Annotated in this window: 14 protein-coding genes; 8 read left to right on the top strand and 6 right to left on the bottom strand. The window is 65.3% G+C overall.

Translation table 11 applies throughout. The features are described from left to right. Nucleotides 1-4 precede the first annotated feature (4 nt). The 5 genes from ILT42_RS04225 to ILT42_RS04205 all read right to left on the bottom strand — a co-directional run bounded on the left by ILT42_RS04225 (nucleotide 5) and on the right by ILT42_RS04205 (nucleotide 4,720). A complete protein-coding gene (locus ILT42_RS04225; RefSeq protein WP_204214061.1) occupies nucleotides 5-703 on the bottom strand; it encodes an ABC transporter ATP-binding protein in 699 nt (232 codons plus the stop codon). Further along, nucleotides 703-1,455 (bottom strand): ABC transporter ATP-binding protein, encoded by a 753-nt coding sequence (locus ILT42_RS04220; protein WP_204215114.1) that lies wholly within the window; start codon nucleotides 1,453-1,455, stop codon nucleotides 703-705. Before ILT42_RS04220 ends, ILT42_RS04225 begins: the two co-directional genes overlap by 1 nt. Continuing rightward, complete coding sequence (locus tag ILT42_RS04215) at nucleotides 1,448-2,476, bottom strand: branched-chain amino acid ABC transporter permease (RefSeq protein ID WP_204214060.1); 1,029 nt, start codon at nucleotides 2,474-2,476, stop codon at nucleotides 1,448-1,450. The genes ILT42_RS04220 and ILT42_RS04215 overlap by 8 nt, the downstream gene beginning before the upstream one ends. A gap of 9 nt (nucleotides 2,477-2,485) precedes the next feature. After that, complete coding sequence (locus tag ILT42_RS04210; protein WP_204214059.1) at nucleotides 2,486-3,406, bottom strand: branched-chain amino acid ABC transporter permease; 921 nt, start codon at nucleotides 3,404-3,406, stop codon at nucleotides 2,486-2,488. Nucleotides 3,407-3,544: 138 nt separating this feature from the next. Then, nucleotides 3,545-4,720 carry an ABC transporter substrate-binding protein gene (locus ILT42_RS04205; RefSeq protein WP_204214058.1) on the bottom strand — a complete coding sequence of 392 codons (1,176 nt, stop codon included), beginning with the start codon at nucleotides 4,718-4,720 and terminating at the stop codon, nucleotides 3,545-3,547. Between the two features lie 366 nt (nucleotides 4,721-5,086). On the opposite strand from ILT42_RS04205, the gene ILT42_RS04200 reads away from it, so the two are divergent. The 8 genes from ILT42_RS04200 to ILT42_RS04165 all read left to right on the top strand — a co-directional run bounded on the left by ILT42_RS04200 (nucleotide 5,087) and on the right by ILT42_RS04165 (nucleotide 14,556). Next, nucleotides 5,087-6,733 (top strand): benzoate-CoA ligase family protein, encoded by a 1,647-nt coding sequence (locus ILT42_RS04200; protein WP_204214057.1) that lies wholly within the window; start codon nucleotides 5,087-5,089, stop codon nucleotides 6,731-6,733. Nucleotides 6,734-6,831: 98 nt separating this feature from the next. Then, on the top strand, nucleotides 6,832-9,186 hold the full coding sequence (locus ILT42_RS04195) for a bifunctional salicylyl-CoA 5-hydroxylase/oxidoreductase (protein ID WP_204214056.1): 2,355 nt from the start codon (nucleotides 6,832-6,834) through the stop codon (nucleotides 9,184-9,186). A 1-nt stretch (nucleotide 9,187) separates the two neighbouring features. Next, the gene (locus ILT42_RS04190; protein ID WP_204214055.1) at nucleotides 9,188-9,952 is read left to right on the top strand and encodes an SDR family NAD(P)-dependent oxidoreductase; all 765 of its coding nucleotides are present in this window, start codon (nucleotides 9,188-9,190) and stop codon (nucleotides 9,950-9,952) included. Nucleotide 9,953: 1 nt separating this feature from the next. Beyond that, the gene (locus ILT42_RS04185; RefSeq protein WP_204214054.1) at nucleotides 9,954-10,463 is read left to right on the top strand and encodes a MarR family winged helix-turn-helix transcriptional regulator; all 510 of its coding nucleotides are present in this window, start codon (nucleotides 9,954-9,956) and stop codon (nucleotides 10,461-10,463) included. Continuing rightward, nucleotides 10,460-11,296 carry an enoyl-CoA hydratase family protein gene (locus ILT42_RS04180; protein ID WP_204214053.1) on the top strand — a complete coding sequence of 279 codons (837 nt, stop codon included), beginning with the start codon at nucleotides 10,460-10,462 and terminating at the stop codon, nucleotides 11,294-11,296. The genes ILT42_RS04185 and ILT42_RS04180 overlap by 4 nt, the downstream gene beginning before the upstream one ends. 1 nt (nucleotide 11,297) lies before the next feature. Next, nucleotides 11,298-12,521: an acyl-CoA dehydrogenase family protein gene (locus ILT42_RS04175; protein ID WP_204214052.1), complete on the top strand. Its 1,224-nt coding sequence runs from the start codon at nucleotides 11,298-11,300 to the stop codon at nucleotides 12,519-12,521. 28 nt (nucleotides 12,522-12,549) lie between these two features. Beyond that, nucleotides 12,550-12,981 carry a RidA family protein gene (locus ILT42_RS04170; RefSeq protein WP_229428462.1) on the top strand — a complete coding sequence of 144 codons (432 nt, stop codon included), beginning with the start codon at nucleotides 12,550-12,552 and terminating at the stop codon, nucleotides 12,979-12,981. Between the two features lie 414 nt (nucleotides 12,982-13,395). Further along, nucleotides 13,396-14,556, top strand: a complete 1,161-nt coding sequence (locus tag ILT42_RS04165; protein ID WP_204214050.1) for an acyltransferase family protein — start codon at nucleotides 13,396-13,398, stop codon at nucleotides 14,554-14,556. Nucleotides 14,557-14,564: 8 nt separating this feature from the next. Here ILT42_RS04165 and ILT42_RS04160 read toward each other — a convergent pair whose 3' ends face one another. Next, on the bottom strand, nucleotides 14,565-15,890 hold the full coding sequence (locus ILT42_RS04160) for a calcium-binding protein (RefSeq protein WP_204214049.1): 1,326 nt from the start codon (nucleotides 15,888-15,890) through the stop codon (nucleotides 14,565-14,567). Between the last annotated feature and the right edge of the window lie 298 nt (nucleotides 15,891-16,188).

Genomic DNA, 16,188 nt, shown 5'->3' with positions numbered 1-16,188 from the left:
CCGTTCATACGTGGAGGTAACGATCCTTGAGGGTGGAATCGGACATCAGTTCGGCGCTCGTGCCGGACCACACGGAGCGGCCTTTCTCGACGATCACATGGCGGTCCGCGAATCCCGCCAGCACATCCACGTTCTTGTCGATGACGAGGATGGACTGGTTCTCCGATCGCAGGCGCTTGAGGCAGGCCCAAATCTCGGCCCGGATGAGAGGCGCCAGGCCTTCCGTGGCCTCGTCCAGGATCATGAGTTTCGGGTTGGTCATGAGAGCCCGGCCGATCGCCAGCATCTGCTGTTCGCCGCCCGAGAGCTGCGTGCCGAGATTGGCGCGGCGTTCCTTCAAGCGCGGGAACAGGTCGTAGATCGCGTCGAGGGTCCAGCGGCGTACGCCGCTGCGCGCCGCCGCCGTCGCAACGAGATTCTCCTCGACCGTCAGCGTCGGAAAGATCTGCCGCCCTTCCGGAACGAGGCCGATCCCCGCCTTCGCGATGCGGTAGGGGGCGAGGCCCGCCATCGGGGCGCCCTCGAAGCGGATGTCGCCGCTCCTCGCCGGGAGAAGACCCATGAGGGTTCGTATGGTGGTGGTCTTGCCCATCCCGTTACGACCCAGGAGTGTCACGACTTGGCCGGTTCCGACCTCGAAGGAAATGTCGAACAGGACCTGCGCAGCCCCATAGGAGGCCTGCAGATTGCGCACGGACAGCATCAGGCCGCCTCCTCTCCGAGATAGGCGCTGCGCACCTCCGCATTGGCCCGGATGGCTTCGGGCGAATCCGTTGCGATCAGACGGCCATACACCAGCACGCTGACGCGGTCCGCAAGAGAGAAGACGGCGTCCATGTCATGCTCGATCAACACGATGGTGATGCGCCCTTTGAGGCGTCTGAGGGTCTCGACGACCCGTTGAGCGTCCTCATGGCCCGTTCCGGCCAAGGGCTCGTCGAGAAGCAGGACCTTAGGCTGCGTCGCCAGCCCGATCGCGAGTTCGAGCTGTCTTTTCTCGCCGTGGGACAAAAGCCCGGCCGGGATCGCGGCGCGGGCTCCAAGGCCGACGAGATTCAGGCACTCCATCGCAGGCTCGTTGAGGTCCGCCTCGAGCGAGGCATCTCCAAGGAACCGAAAGCTCGAGCCGGAGCGGGCCTGCACCGCGAGGGCGACGTTGTCCAGGGCCGAGAACTTCGGCAGGATCGAGGTGATCTGGAACGAGCGGGCCAGGCCATGACGAACCCGCTTGTGCATCGGCAGGCCGGTCACGTCCCGTCCATCGAAGAGCACCTGACCGGAATCCGAGGATGCAAGCCCCGAGATCTGGTGGATGAGCGTGGTCTTGCCGGCCCCGTTGGGGCCGATGATCGCATGGAGCTCGCCCGCCTGCACCGTCAGGTCCACGCCGTCCGTGACCACGAGGGCTCCGTAGGCCTTGCGCAGGTTGCGAAGCGCGAGCTGAGGCTCATTCATGGCGGCCTCCCAGCATTCCCATGATGCCGCCGCGGGCAAACAGCACGATGAGGATGAGGAGAGGACCGAAGACCATCTTCCAGTTCTCGACCAGCCTGGCCTGCATGTCGGTGCTCAACATGAAGCCGAGCATGTGAAGGATCTCCGGCAGGAATTCTTCGAGAAGGAGAAAGGCGGCGGCGCCGAGGACCGCGCCGTGAAGCGATCCGAGGCCGCCGAGCACCACCATGAAGATCAGCTCGCCGGATCGTTGCCACGTCATGAAGGCGGGGCTGATGAACTCGGCCTGATTGGCCAGAAGGCAGCCGGCCAGGCCCGCCATCATGCCACTGATCATGTAGGCGACGAGCTGGTAGCGAAACGGATGAAAGCCGATGGCTTCCATCCTGGTCGCATTCTCGCGGGAGCCGCGCAGGACGCGCCCGAAGCGGGACGCCACGATCGACCGGGCCAGCACATAGGTGCCGAGCAGGCAGACGAAGCAGACCCAGTACAGGGCGAAATCGCCCTTCAGGAGCGGCAGGCCCGCCACGAGGCTGCGGGCTGCGAGGGTCATGCCGTCATCGCCGCCATAGGACGCGAGCGAGGTGGCGAGGAAATAGAGCATCTGGCCGAAGGCCAGGGTGATCATGATGAAATAGACGCCCTTCGTGCGCAGCGAGATGGCGCCGGTAACGAGACCGAACAGCGCCGAGGCCGCCAGAGCCACCGGCACCTGGACCAGCGCGTCCTCGACGCCGTGGGCCGCCAGGATGCCGACCGCATAGCCGCCGATGCCCAGGAAGGCCGCGTGGCCGAAGCTCACGAGCGCCCCGTAGCCGAGGATGAGATCGAGGGACATGGCCGCGATGCCGAAGATCATCACCCGCGTCAGGAGCGACAGCACATAGCCTTCGGCGCCCGAGAACGCGGCGAAGACGGGCGCCAGCACGAAGGCTCCGAACAAGATGACGGGAAGCCATTCGACACGCCGTCGCTGGCCTGTGATCGCAACGGGACGCGTTTCGGCGATTGGGGACATGCGACGGCCTTAGCGTTTCGCGGGAAAGAGGCCGGCCGGCCGGAAGAACAGGATCGCCGCCATGAAGATGTAGATCAACATCGGCGCGATGGCCCGGCCGGTCTGGCTGGCATTCGCCGGATCGAGAACCAGGCGAAGAAGGTTGGGCGCGAAGGAGCGTCCCACGGTGTCGACGAGGCCGACCAGGATGGCGGCGAGGAAAGCCCCGCGGATCGACCCGATGCCGCCGATGACGATGACCACGAAGGCCAGGATCAGGATGTTGTCGCCCATGCCGGGCTCGACGGACAGAATGGGGGCCACCATCGCGCCGGCGAAGCCCGCCAGCATGGCTCCGAACCCGAAGACGATCATGAACAGCCGCTTGATGTTGACGCCGAGGGCCGCCACCATCGGGGCATTGGAGGCGCCGGCGCGCACCAGCATCCCGACCCGCGTGTGGCTCACGAGACCGTAGAGCAGCGCCGCCACCGCGAGGCCAGCCGCGATGATCGCAAGGCGATAGACCGGATAGAGCAGGCCGTCGGCGATTTCGATGGAGCCCGAGAGGATCTCGGGCACGGGAACGTTCAACGGGGCCGCTCCCCAGACGAACTTGACGCCCTGGTTCAGGAACAGGATCACGCCGAACGTGGCGAGAACCTGATCCAGGTGGTCGCGGTCGTAGAGATGGCGGAAGATCAGCACTTCGAGAAGAAGGCCGAAGGCTAGCGCGGACGGGAGCGCCAGGAGGAGGGCGAGGCCGAAATTCCCGGTCCAGGCCGTGAAGGCGGCGGCCAGGTAGGCGCCGACCATGTACTGGACCCCGTGCGCCAGATTGATGAAATCCATGACGCCGAAAACCAGCGTCAGTCCGGCCGCGATGAGGAACAGAATCAGGCCGAACTGGAGGCCGTTGAGGGCCTGAACGAGAAAGAGGGTCGCTGTCATCGGCTTTTCATGGGCAAGCGATCTCCAGGGCGCGGAGGGAGCGGGCGGAGGGAAGGAGCGGACCCGCCGTTCCGGTGGCGCCGGGGGAGCACAGGCCCCGCCCCGGCCAAGGGCCGGGACGGGCACGAGAGAGACCGCTCAGTTCGTCGCGGCGCATTCCTTCGCATAGGCGTCCACGTAGTCGTCGAAGACCTTCTCGACGATTTCAGTCTGGAACTTGCCGTCAGGGCGCTTGGCGGCTTTCACGAGGTAGAAGTCCTGGACCGGGAAGCCGTTGGCACCGATCTTGAAGTCACCGCGCAGGGACTTGAAGTCGGCTTTCTTGAGGGCGGCCCGCACCGCGTCCTTGTTGTCCATCTTGCCGCCCGTCGCCTTGAGGGCGGTGTCGATCATCTGCGCCGCGTCGTAGGCATGCATGGAATAAGACCCCGGCACCGAGTTGTAGGCGGCCTCGTAGGCCGTCACGAACTTCTTGTTCTGGGGCGTGTCGAGATTGGGGGCCCAGTTGGAGCCGCCGAGCATTCCGATGGCGGCATCCTGTTGGGCCGGAAGGGTGGATTCGTCGACCGTGAAAGCGGACAGGAACGGGATCCGATCCGCAAGTCCGGCCGCGCGATACTGCTTCACGAGGTTCACACCCATGCCGCCCGGCATGAAGGTGAAGATCGCGTCGGGCTTCATGGAGGCGATCTTGGCGAGCTCCGACTGGAAGTCCAGGTTGTTCAGCGGCACATAGGATTCCTCGACGATCTCGCCCTTGTAGTGGCGCTTGAATCCTGCGAGCGCGTCCTTGCCGGCCTGGTAGTTGGGGGCAAGCAGGTAAACCTTCTTGTAGCCGCGGTCCTGAGCTACCTTGCCCAGAACCTCGTGGTTCTGGTCGTTCTGATAGGACGTCGCGAAGAAGTACGGGTTGCAGCTCTTGCCCGCGAGATTGGACGGGCCCGCATTCACGCTGATGTAGAAGGTCTGCGCGTCCACGATGGGCTTGTGGACCGCCACCGCGACGTTCGAGAAGATGGGGCCGACGACGAAGTCGACCTTGTCGCGCTCGATGAGGCCCTTGACCTTGGTCACCGCCACATCGGGCTTCAGCTCGTCATCCACCACGATGACCTCGACGTCGCGTCCGCCGAGCTTGCCGCCCATTTCCTTGACGGCGAGCTGGAACCCGTCGCGCGCCTGCTGCCCGAGCACGGCGGAAGGGCCCGACAGGGTCAGCAGCAGGCCGACCTTCAACTTTTCCTGCGCCAGAGCCGGGACGGCGGCCAGGCTGAGGGCTGCCGTCAGGCCGAGGGACTTCATCGTAGGATTCATCATGCACTCCCGAAAGTGGCTGTTCCCCGCGCACGGTTTGCCGTGCTGCGATTGCTCTCCGGCTGGGCGTTGTGAGTCGCCTTGCCGGTCTCCGGCGGTAATCTGCCGCAATTCCCCGGCCGTTGCTACTCGGGCTCCCGTCCTATGGTTTCCATGCGCGTTTCGGCCACTGGTCCATGATCGTTCTGATGTTCAGGATTGCCAAGTATTATTTTAAGCTTTAAATATTTTGAGAGCTTCGGCAAGCGGATTTCCGCGTGAATTCAAGCGCGTCCGCTAACGGTTGCGTGACCTTGCCGGCTGCCGTCAGCGGCAGCCGGGAGCGTGCCCGGCTGGTGCGAGGGATCATGGCGAGGGGAGCGGGTGATGGCGCATACGGCTCATGTGGACACCTTCGCGAGAGACAACCTGCCGCCCCAAGATCAGTGGCCGGAATTCCTCTTCGCCCGCCCGGAGCTTCAGTATCCCGAGCGCCTGAACTGCGCGACGGCCTTTCTCGACCGGTGGGTGGACGAGGGCAGGGGGGAAGCGCCTTGCCTGATCAGCCCGACGGAGACGCTGACCTATCGGGCGTTGCAGGATCGCGTGAATCGCATCTGCAATGTGCTGGTGGACGATCTGGGGCTCGTTCCGGGCAACCGGGTACTCCTGCGTTCCGGCAACAACCCCATGATGGTGGCGCTCTACCTGGCTGTACTGAAGGCCGGGGGCGTGGTCGTGGCCACCATGCCGCTCCTTCGCGCCAAGGAAATCGCCTACCCGATCGCCAAGGCGAAGATCTCCATCGCGTTCTGCGATCATCGCCTGATCGACGAGATGGAGCGGGCCAAGGCGCTCTCGCCGGGCCTGGGACAGGTCGTGACTTTCGGAAGCGGCGCCCCCGACGGCCTGGAAGCGCGGATCGCGGCCGCGTCCCCGATCTTCGAGGCGGTCGACACGGCGGCTGACGATGTCTGCCTCATCGGCTTCACATCCGGCACGACGGGCGAGCCGAAGGGCACCATGCATTTCCATCGGGACATGCTGGCGATCTGCGACGCTTACGCCGGCAACGTGCTGAAGGCCGAGCCCAGCGACCGCTTCATCGGCTCGCCGCCGCTCGCCTTCACGTTCGGGCTCGGCGGAATCGTTCTCTTCCCAATGCGCATCGGTGCGTCCACGATCCTGTTGGAAAGGGCCGGGCCCGACGACCTGCTGCCCGCTATCGGACAATACGGCGCCACAATCTGCTTCACGGCGCCCACGGCCTATCGGGCGATGCTGCCGAAACTCGCGGAGCATGACATCTCGACCCTGCGCAAATGCGTGTCGGCAGGGGAGGCGTTGCCGAAGGACACGTTCGAAGCCTGGAAATCCGCCACGGGCCTCAAGCTCATGGACGGCATCGGCGCGACCGAGATGCTGCACATCTTCATCGCGGCCGCCGAGGACGACATCCGCCCCGGTGCCACGGGCAAGCCCGTGCCGGGCTATGAGGCCAAGATCATCGACGAGAACGGCCAGGACGTCCCGCCTGGAACCGTCGGCCGCCTCGCCATGCGCGGACCGACCGGTTGCCGCTATCTCGCGGACGATCGGCAGCGCAAATACGTCCAGAACGGTTGGAACGTCAGCGGGGACAGCTACCTCATGGATGAGGATGGGTACTTCTGGTACCAGGCCCGCTCCGACGACATGATCGTGTCCTCCGGCTACAACATCGCGGGCCCCGAGGTGGAGGCGGCGCTTCTGTCCCATCCGGCCGTGGCCGAGTGCGGCGTCGTCGGGGCGCCCGATGACGGGCGGGGCATGGTCGTCAAGGCCTACGTGGTCCTCCGTCCCGGCACGCAGGCCTGCGCCGAGCTGACGCGGGCGCTGCAGGATCACGTCAAAGCCGAGATCGCCCCCTACAAGTATCCGCGGGCCATCGAATTCGTGGACGCCCTGCCACGTACGCAGACGGGCAAGCTGCAGCGCTTCGAACTGCGCAGGATCGCGGCCGAGCCCAGCCCGGAGGACGCGCTGGCGGGCTGAGGCAGCGGACGCCCCGCCTCGCATCAGGCGGGGAGGGTTGATGCGAAAATGTTTTAAGCTTAAAATAAATCAGACACGCGCTCGGGGTTGGAGCTCTCATGAAAACGGCGATCATCGGCGGCGGCCCGGCTGGGCTCTATTGCGCGATCCTTCTGAAGAAACAGTGGCCGCAATGGGATGTGGCCGTCTATGAGCGCAACCGGGCCGACGACACCTTCGGGTTCGGCGTCGTGTTCTCGGACGCGACCCTCGACAATTTCGAGAGGTACGACCGCCCGAGCTACGACCGGATCACCCGCGAATTCGCCTATTGGGACGACATCGCCATCCATTTCCAGGGAACGGAGCACCGCATCGGCGGCAACGGCTTCTGCGGCTGCTCGCGCCGCACGTTGCTCCTGATCCTGCAGGACCGGGCGGTTGAACTGGGGGTCAGGCTCCACTACGAGACCGACGTGGACGACGAAGCCCTGGTCGCCGACGCGGATCTCGTGGTGGTGTCCGACGGCATCAACAGCCGCTTCCGGGACCGGTTCGCGGAGCATTTCCAGCCCGAGGTGGACCTGCGGCCCAACAAGTTCACCTGGATGGGGTCGACCAAGCCCCTGGACGCCTTCACGTTCATCTTCCAAGAGACGGAGTGGGGACCGTTCATCGCCCACGCCTATCAGTACGAGGCAAACCGCTCGACCTGGGTGTTCGAGACCGATCCGGAGACCTTCGAGCGCGCCGGGCTCGAGGGTAAGACGGAGGCCGAGGCGGCCGCTCTCATGGAGAGCATCTTCGGCTGGTTCCTGGACGGGCACCGCATCCTGACCAACCGGTCGATCTGGCGCAATTTCCCCATGATCCGCAACAAGCGCTGGGTGATGGGGAACAGGGTCCTGCTGGGCGACGCGAAGGCGACGGCGCACTTTTCCATTGGTTCGGGCACCAAGCTCGCCATGGAGGATGCCATCGCGCTCTATGAGGCCCTCCTGCGGGAACGGAGCGTGGCGGACGCGCTCGCCCTCTACGAGACGGGCCGGCGGGAGGAGGTCGAGAAGACCCAGCATGCCGCCGACGTGTCCCTGGTGTGGTTCGAGCACGTGGCGCGCTTCTGGGGGTTCGACCCCGTCCAATTCGCGTTCGGGGTCATGACCCGCGCCAAGGCCATCACTTACGACAATCTGCGCCTGAGAGCGCCGGACTTCGTCGCGGCCGTCGACCGTTCCTTCGCGGAACGCGTCAGACGCAACGGCTTCGACGTCTCGGTCGACAAGCCCGTCGTTCCGATGTTCCAGCCTTTCCGCCTGCGGGACATGGTTCTGGAGAACAGGGTCGTGGTCTCGCCCATGGACATGTATTCGGCCCGGGACGGCGTGCCGGGAGACTGGCACCTCATGCATTACGGCGCCCGCGCGGCCGGCGGTGCAGGCCTCGTCTTCACCGAGATGGCCTGCGTGTCCCCGGAAGCGAGGATCACCCTGGGCTGCGCGGGCCTCTGGAACGACGAGCAGGAAGCGGCCTGGAAGCGCATCGTCGACTTCGTCCATGCTCATTCGGCCGCGAAATTCTGCCTCCAGCTCGGCCATGCCGGCCGGAAGGGGGCGACGAAGCTCATGTGGGACGGGATGGATCGGCCCCTGGACGAGGGGGCGTGGGACATCGCATCCGCGTCGGCCATCCCTTATTTTCCCGACAGCCAGGTCCCGCGCGAGCTGTCCCGCGCCGACATGGAGGTGATCACGGAGCAATTCGTCGAGGCGGCCCGCCGCGCCGAGCGCGCAGGCTTCGATATGATCGAGCTTCACTGCGCCCACGGCTATCTGCTGGCGAGCTTCCTGTCGCCGCTCACCAACCGGCGCACAGACGCGTATGGCGGGACGCTCGAGAACAGGCTGCGCTTTCCGCTGGAGGTGTTCGAGGCAATGCGGGCGGTCTGGCCGGCGCATAAGCCCATGTCGGTGCGCATTTCCGCGACCGACTGGGCCGAGGGCGGCGTGACGGGGGACGATTCGGTGGAGTTCGCCCGCGCCTTCGCCGAGCGCGGCGCCGATCTGGTGGACGTGTCCACGGGGCAGACCGTGCGCGAGGCGCGCCCGATCTACGGCCGCATGTTCCAGACGCCCTTCTCGGACCAGATCCGCAACGAAGCCCACGTGGCGACCATGTGCGTCGGCAACATCACGACCGCCGACCAGGTCAACACGATCCTGGCGGCCGGTCGCGCCGACCTCGTGGCGCTTGGGCGCACGCATCTGGTCGACCCGTCCTTCACCCTGAAGGCGGCGGCCTGGTACGGCGCAACCTCGATCCATTGCCCGCCGCAATACCTGCCGGGCCGCGACCAGATCTTCCGCAACAGCGTCCGCGACCGGCAGGATCTCGAGGACCTCAAGATTCGGGGCAAGCCGAAGACCCGGGCCGAACTCAAGATGGAAGGGCGCGAGAAGCCCCTGGCGGCGGAATGACATGAGAAGCGATTTTCAGGGCCGCCACGCGCTGGTGACCGGAGGCGGGCGCGGCATCGGGCGCGCGATCGCGTCGAGCCTCAAGGACGCCGGCGCCAGGGTCACGATCCTCGGCCGGGACCGGGCCGCCCTGGATCGCGCCGTCTCCGAAGGGGGCGCTCATCGAGGCCTCACGGCCGACGTGACCGATGCCGCCAGCGTGCGCGCCGCCATGTCCGAGGCCGCTGCATCGGATGGACCGATCGACTTCCTGATCGCCAATGCGGGCGCCGCCGTCTCGGCGCCTTTCTCAAGATCCGGCGAGGACGTGTTCCGCCGGATGATCGACGTCAACTTCATGGGATCCGTCCATGCCGCCCAAGCGGCGCTGGAGCCCATGACGAAGCGGGGTTTCGGCCGCATCGTCGCCATCGCGTCCACGGCCGGCCTCAAGGGCTATCCGTATGTGAGCGCCTACTGCGCCTCCAAGCATGCCGTCGTGGGCTTCGTCCGGTCCCTCGCCTTGGAGACGGCCAGGACCGGCGTCACGGTCAACGCGGTCTGTCCGGGCTTCGCCGAGACCGATCTCGTGGAAGAGAGCCTCGACCGCATCGTGAGCAAGACCGGACGCTCCCGGGAGGAGGCCTTGAGCGAGCTGGTCAGGCACAACCCGCAAGGCCGGTTGATCCGGCCCGACGAGGTCGCCGGCACGGTCCTGTGGCTGTGCGGTGATGCGGCCGCCTCCGTGACCGGGCAGGCCATCGCCGTCGCCGGAGGGGAGATTTAAGATGAGCTCGCAAGTCCTGCCTCTCGATGCGGAGACGAAGGCGGCCGAGAGCCCGGAGCACCACCGTGAGGAATTGCGCTTGTGGCTGCGCCTTCTCACCTGCTCGACCATGATCGAGGGAGAAATCCGCCGCCGCCTGCGCGAGCGGTTCGACGTGACGCTGCCCCGTTTCGACCTGATGGCCCAGCTCGACAAGGCGCCGGACGGAATGACCCTGTCGGACCTGTCGCGGCGCATGATGGTGTCGAACGGAAACCTGACCGGTCTCGTGGAGCGGCTCGCCGTGTCGGGGCACCTCGACCGCCGGGTGTCAGCGACGGATCGCCGGGCGCAGATCATCAGCCTGACGGAGGCCGGCCGGGCGGAGTTTCGCGCCATGGCGGCCGCGCACGAGACCTGGATTGCCGAGTTGTTCGGCGACCTGAGCGCGAAGGAGCAGAAGGATCTCATGCGGCTCCTCGCCCGCACCAAGTTTTCCGCCCGCAACGCCATGACCGGTGAGACCGTATGACCCGCTATGCCAATTCCGTCACCTTGCCTCTCTCGGCCTTCACGCCGCGGCATTTCCGTCTCGCGGTGAACGGACCGGTGGCGACCGTGACCTTGGATCGTCCCGAGAAGAAGAACCCCCTGACCTTCGAAAGCTACCGGGAGCTGACCGACTTCTTCCATGCCTGTGCCCATGACGACGAGGTCAAGGCCGTGGTCATGGCGGGGGCCGGGGGCAATTTCTCGTCCGGAGGCGACGTCTTCGAGATCATCGGACCCTTGGTCGACATGGACACGAAAGGGCTCACGGCCTTCACGCGCATGACCGGCGAACTGGTCAAGGCCATGCGGGCCGCGCCGCAGCCCATCGTGGCGGCCGTCGAAGGCATCTGCGCCGGGGCCGGGGCCATCGTCGCCATGGCGTCCGATCTGCGCATCGCCGCGCCGGGCGCCAAGGTGGCGTTCCTCTTCAACAAGGTGGGCCTCGCGGGCTGCGATATGGGCGCTTGCGCGATCCTGCCTCGCATCATCGGCCAGGGACGGGCTTCGGAGCTTCTTTATACGGGCCGTTTCATGAGCGCCGAGGAGGGCGAGCGGTGGGGCTTCTTCAGCCGGCTCGTCGAGTCCGCCTCCTTGCTGGGCGAGGCGCAGGATCTCGCCAAAGCCATCGGCACCGGCCCGACCTACGCCAACACCATGACCAAGCGCATGCTCGCCATGGAATGGGCGATGTCCGTCGAGGAGGCCATCGAGGCGGAAGCCGTCGCCCAGGCCCTGTGCATGACGACCGAGGACTTCGCGCGGGCCTACCGGGCCTTCGCGGCGAAGGAAAAGCCCGTTTTCAAGGGAGACTGACGTGATCGACGCCAGCTTCCTGGCTTGGCCCTTCTTCGAGGACCGCCATCGCGAATACGCCGCCCGCCTCGGTCCATGGGCCGAGACGGCCCTGCAGGGCGCCGTCGACCATCACGATGTGGACGGCACGTGCCGGGGGCTCGTGCGGCTGCTGGGCCTGGACGGATGGCTGAAGGCCGTCGTGCCCGAAGCCTATGGCGGACTGTTCCCGGCGTTCGACGTGCGGACCCTGTGCCTGACCCGGGAGATCCTCGCCTACCAGGAAGGCCTGGCCGATTTCGCCTTCGCCATGCAGGGGCTTGGCACCGGACCTATCACGCTGTTCGGCTCGGAGGAGCAGAAGCGGCGCTATCTGCCGCGTGTGGCGGGCGGGGAGGCCATCGCGGCCTTCGCGCTGTCCGAACCGGAGGCTGGGTCCGACGTGGCCGCCCTGAGCACCACCGCGACGCCGGACGGCCCGGATCACGTCCGTCTCGACGGCGTGAAGACCTGGATCTCGAACGGCGGCATCGCGGACCATTACGTGGTGTTCGCCCGGACCGGCGAGGCGCCGGGTGCGCGCGGGCTATCCGCCTTCATCGTGGATGCCGACACCGCGGGGCTGTCGGTCGAGGCGCGCATCGAGGTGATCGCCCCCCATCCGCTGGCGACGCTGCGGTTTTCGGGGTGCAGGATCCCGCTCTCCCGGCGGATCGGAGGCGGGGGCGAGGGCTTCAAGATCGCCATGGCGACCCTGGACGTGTTCCGTTCGACCGTGGGAGCCGCGGCCCTCGGGTTCGCCCGCCGGGCCATGGACGATGCCCTGCGCCATTCCTCCACCCGCCGGCTCTTCGGTGCACCTCTGAGCGACCTGCAATTGACCCAGGCGGCGCTTGCCGACATGGCGACCGGGATCGACAGCGCGGCCCTCCTCGTCTACCGGTCCGCCTGGACGAAGGACGGGGGCGCGGCTCGTGTGACGCGAGAGGCCGCCATGGCCAAGATGTACGCGACAGAGACCGCCCAGGAGATCGTGGACAAAGCCGTTCAGATGATGGGCGGCCTCGGTGTCACGAGAGGCGTGAAGGCCGAAGAGCTGTACCGCGACGTTCGCGCCTTGCGGATCTACGAGGGAGCGACCGAGGTCCAGAAGATCGTCATTGCCCGTGAGATGCTGAAGATGGCCGTTACGTCCGCTTCGCGCACCAACACGACCGATAATACCCCTGCCACGTCCAAGGCGTAACAGGGAACGTGCGAGGAGAAATGCCGTGATGGACACGAGAGCGGAACCGGCCCCTGCCGACGGGCACGAGACCCTGAATCCGAAGAACTGGCCGGTTCCCAAGGGTTACGCCAACGGCATCCTGGCGGACGGGAAGCTCCTGGTCACGGGCGGGATCATCGGCTGGGACGAGACGGGCCGCTTCCCCGACGGGTTCGTGGCGCAGGCCCGCAAGACGTTGGAGAACATCAAGGCCATCCTGGCGGAAGGAGGGGCGGAGCCGAGGCACCTCGTGCGCCTGACCTGGTACGTCGTGAGCATCGACGAATATCTTGCGCACCTTCGGGACCTCGGCCAAGCCTACAAGGAGGTCCTCGGCCGGCACTATCCCGCCATGGCTCTCGTCCAGGTCGTGAGACTCGTCGAGACGCAGGCCCTGGTCGAGATCGAGGCGACGGCGGTCGTGCCTCGGTCGGCTTGACCGCCGCTTCACGGTTTGTTGAAGCGGTTTCGTGATCGCGCCACGGCACTCGGCCTCTGAGCGGCAGGCGGGCGTTCCCGCTTGCCTCGTCCGAGCCGCAAGGGGCGCTGAGGGTGAGAAATTGGGCGGAACTCGGGCCAGTCCCGAGGCCATGGAGTCAAGTTCCATGCCGAACGCGCCCTCAGATCCCTCGGGCGGTGTACCGCCTATGAGCCGGTCGTTCGTTCTTGCAGTCGGACTCGTTCCTTCTATCCTCGTCGAATGGATTGTCTCACGCCGCCATAGCTGACGCTGCAGCCTGTCGATCAGACCTCACTTCGAGGAACGAGATCGCACGTCCATGGATGCCCGAGCCCAGGTGCCGCATCCTCAATTCCCAAGAACCAAGCAGCGTTCTGCAACGGGCCATGATTCATGAAGAGCCTCAACTCATCCTATATTCCGGCTGTCGATCACATCCGGGCCTTCGCGGCCGTTCTGGTGCTGTTTCAGCATTGCTACACGCGGATCGGCGGACGGCTCGCGGAGGGCTACGGCGGTGAACTCATCGGGACGCCGGCGCAGAACCCGCTCCAGTCGCTCATGATGGAGGGGCATACGGGCGTTGCGCTCTTCATGGTGCTGAGCGGTTTCATCTTCACGCACATTGCCTACGGGAAACGCATCCTCTACGGGCGCTTTCTGGTGAACCGGATTCTGCGTATCTATCCCCTGATGCTGGCGATCTTCGTAGTCGGTTGCATCGTTCGCTTCTCGGAGGTCGAGCCGCTCGGCGTCTTGGCGGTGCTGGCCATTCCGTTCCAGATCCTGGATCCCGTCGATCTCTGGTTCGTGCCCGATCTCTATCCCTTCACGACCCTGTTCTGGACGATCGCACCGGAATTTCAGTTCTACCTGCTGTTTCCCCTGCTCCTGGCGCTGGTGTACCGAAACGGCCCGGTCGTTCTGGCCGTGATGATCGGCGGAGCGCTTCTCCTGCGCGGGCTTCTCGTCCTCGACGGTGCGGATGCCCATGACATATCGTACTGGACGATCTTCGGCAGGATCGACCAGTTCCTCATCGGCATGGGCGCCGCCCTGGCCTATCGGGCGTGGTCCGGGGCATGGGTCGGGCTGCTTTGCCCGGTCGCGGTGGGCGCCATGCTCACCCTGCTTTACCTGTACAATCAGGCGGGCGGACTGCCCAACGCGCAGATGTGGAAGATTGCCTGGCCGCCGGTCGAGGCGGTGGGATGGGCAGCCTTCATCATCGGGTATCTGACGCTCGCGCCGGGCCTGCCGACGCGCTTGTCCGCCTTCCTCGCGTCGATCGGCGAGATCAGCTTCTCGATGTACCTGCTCCACGTCTGCGTCATTGCGGCGGTGCTTCAGCTCGGCCCGCTCGACTTCGGACTTCAGCCCTTCGGCGCGTCCTTGGTCAACGGGCTTTTTCTTGTCCTGCCAGGAACGATCGCCGTCTCCTGGGTCACCTTCCGCCTGATCGAGCGCCCGTTCCTGCGCATGAGGGTTCGGTATCTCCAGGAGATGCCGCAACCGTCCCCGGCAGGCCTCAAGGCGGCCGTGCCTGCCGAGTGACTGTTTCGCTAGATGACGAAGAAATCCTTGTAGGTCATCTTCAGATCCTTTGAAACCTGGGCGAACTTGATCTGCTCGGCCGAACCCGTTCCATCCGGGTCGTAGTAGAGCGCTCCGGTCTTCTTGTCGTAGATGATCCGGTCGCTCGCGTCGTGCGCCTGTTCGCCCTTATGAAAAGCGGACTTCATGAGTTCGCCGGCCTTGCCGACCTTCTTGAAGAACGCGTTCTCGAGGTAGATCGAGTCGTCGCGAACGTTGAAGTCGGCAATGCGGTCGACATTGTGCTTGCTGGGCTTCGTGTCGAACACGAAAGCGTCCCGGCCGCTTCCGCCGAACAGGTTGTCGTGGCCGCGTCCGCCGTGCAGCCAGTCGTTGCCGCCGCTGCCGTAGAGCCAATCGTCCCCGCCGCGACCGAAGATATGGTCGTTCAGGTCGGACCCGCGCAGGCGGTCCGGCCACCACAGCCCATAGATCCAGGCATCCGTTGCGGCGGGCTGTTCGGGCACGGCGCCCGAGGGACCGCCAGGCGCGGGGGCCTCCGAGACCGGCGGAAGGGTGACCCCCGGATCGTTGCCGTTGTTCGGGGGCTGCTGGACGTTCGGAACGAGTTCCGTGATGTTGGCGGTCCCGTCCTGGAACCGGATGGCCTCAATCCCGATCAGGGTGTCGAGGATCTCGCCGGCGCCGTTGCGAACGAGAACGGACCCATCGGTCTGATACGTGAAGGCGTAGTCGTCTCGGCCGCCGTCGAGGATGGCGGTGTCGAAGCCGGAGCCGCCGTCGAGGTAGTTGCGCCCTGCGCCTCCGGCCAGCATGTCGTTGCCGACGCCGCCGAACAGCCGATCGTCGCCGGAGCCGCCGTAGAGCCAGTCGTTCCCGTCATTGCCAAGGATGATGTCGTTCCCGGCATACCCGTAAACGATGTCGTGGCCGTCCCCCGCTTGGATCACGTCGTCGTAGTTCGTGCCGTAGAAGGTGTCGTCCCCTTCGTTGAGCCGGTGCACCCAGTTGCCGAGTTGGTACTCCGTCGCCGTGAGAGCCAGATCGAGGCCCGTCACGGTGAGCGGCAGGCCGCCGAATTCCACGGACTTGATCGTCGGGCGCCCGCCTTGGGCGTCCACGGAGTAGGTCGCGCTCATCGTGTCGGCCGCGCCGTTGTGGATGTTCCAGCGGCTGACGCTGAGCGAAACGTCTCCCGATGTGCTCGCCGGGCCGTCAGCCCATTTCTGGAACGAAAGGCCCAGCCTGTCCTTGGCGAAGCCGAAGTCGCTCTCCATCAGCATCGACATGTCGATGCCGTACCCTGCCGTGCTGCCTAGAGAAAAAATGGCCAAGGGACACCTATCCGTTTAACAAGTTACTTTCAGCCCATATCGCAAAGTGAGTATATGTTCATCCTAAGGTCAGTTATTGACGATAGGTACCGATCATAACACTGTCATTTGCAGCTATGTCTGACGGCGTTTAAATTATATTTCCGGCTCGAATGGTCAATTTACTAACAAGTGTGAAAAATTATCTTCTGCATTAATTACATATGATATGAGAATTCATTGGGCGTACTCCAGGGCCTGGGAGTGGTTAGGCCGTTGGTCTGTCGCCTTGGCACCCGGCCGTCACGGCCGCGCCCGG

It is taken from the genome of Microvirga pudoricolor (genome assembly GCF_016892705.1).
In the GTDB taxonomy this organism is placed as follows: domain Bacteria; phylum Pseudomonadota; class Alphaproteobacteria; order Rhizobiales; family Beijerinckiaceae; genus Microvirga; species Microvirga pudoricolor.
Note: the sequence above shows the minus strand (reverse complement) of the source record. Positions and strands in the feature narration are given on the sequence as shown.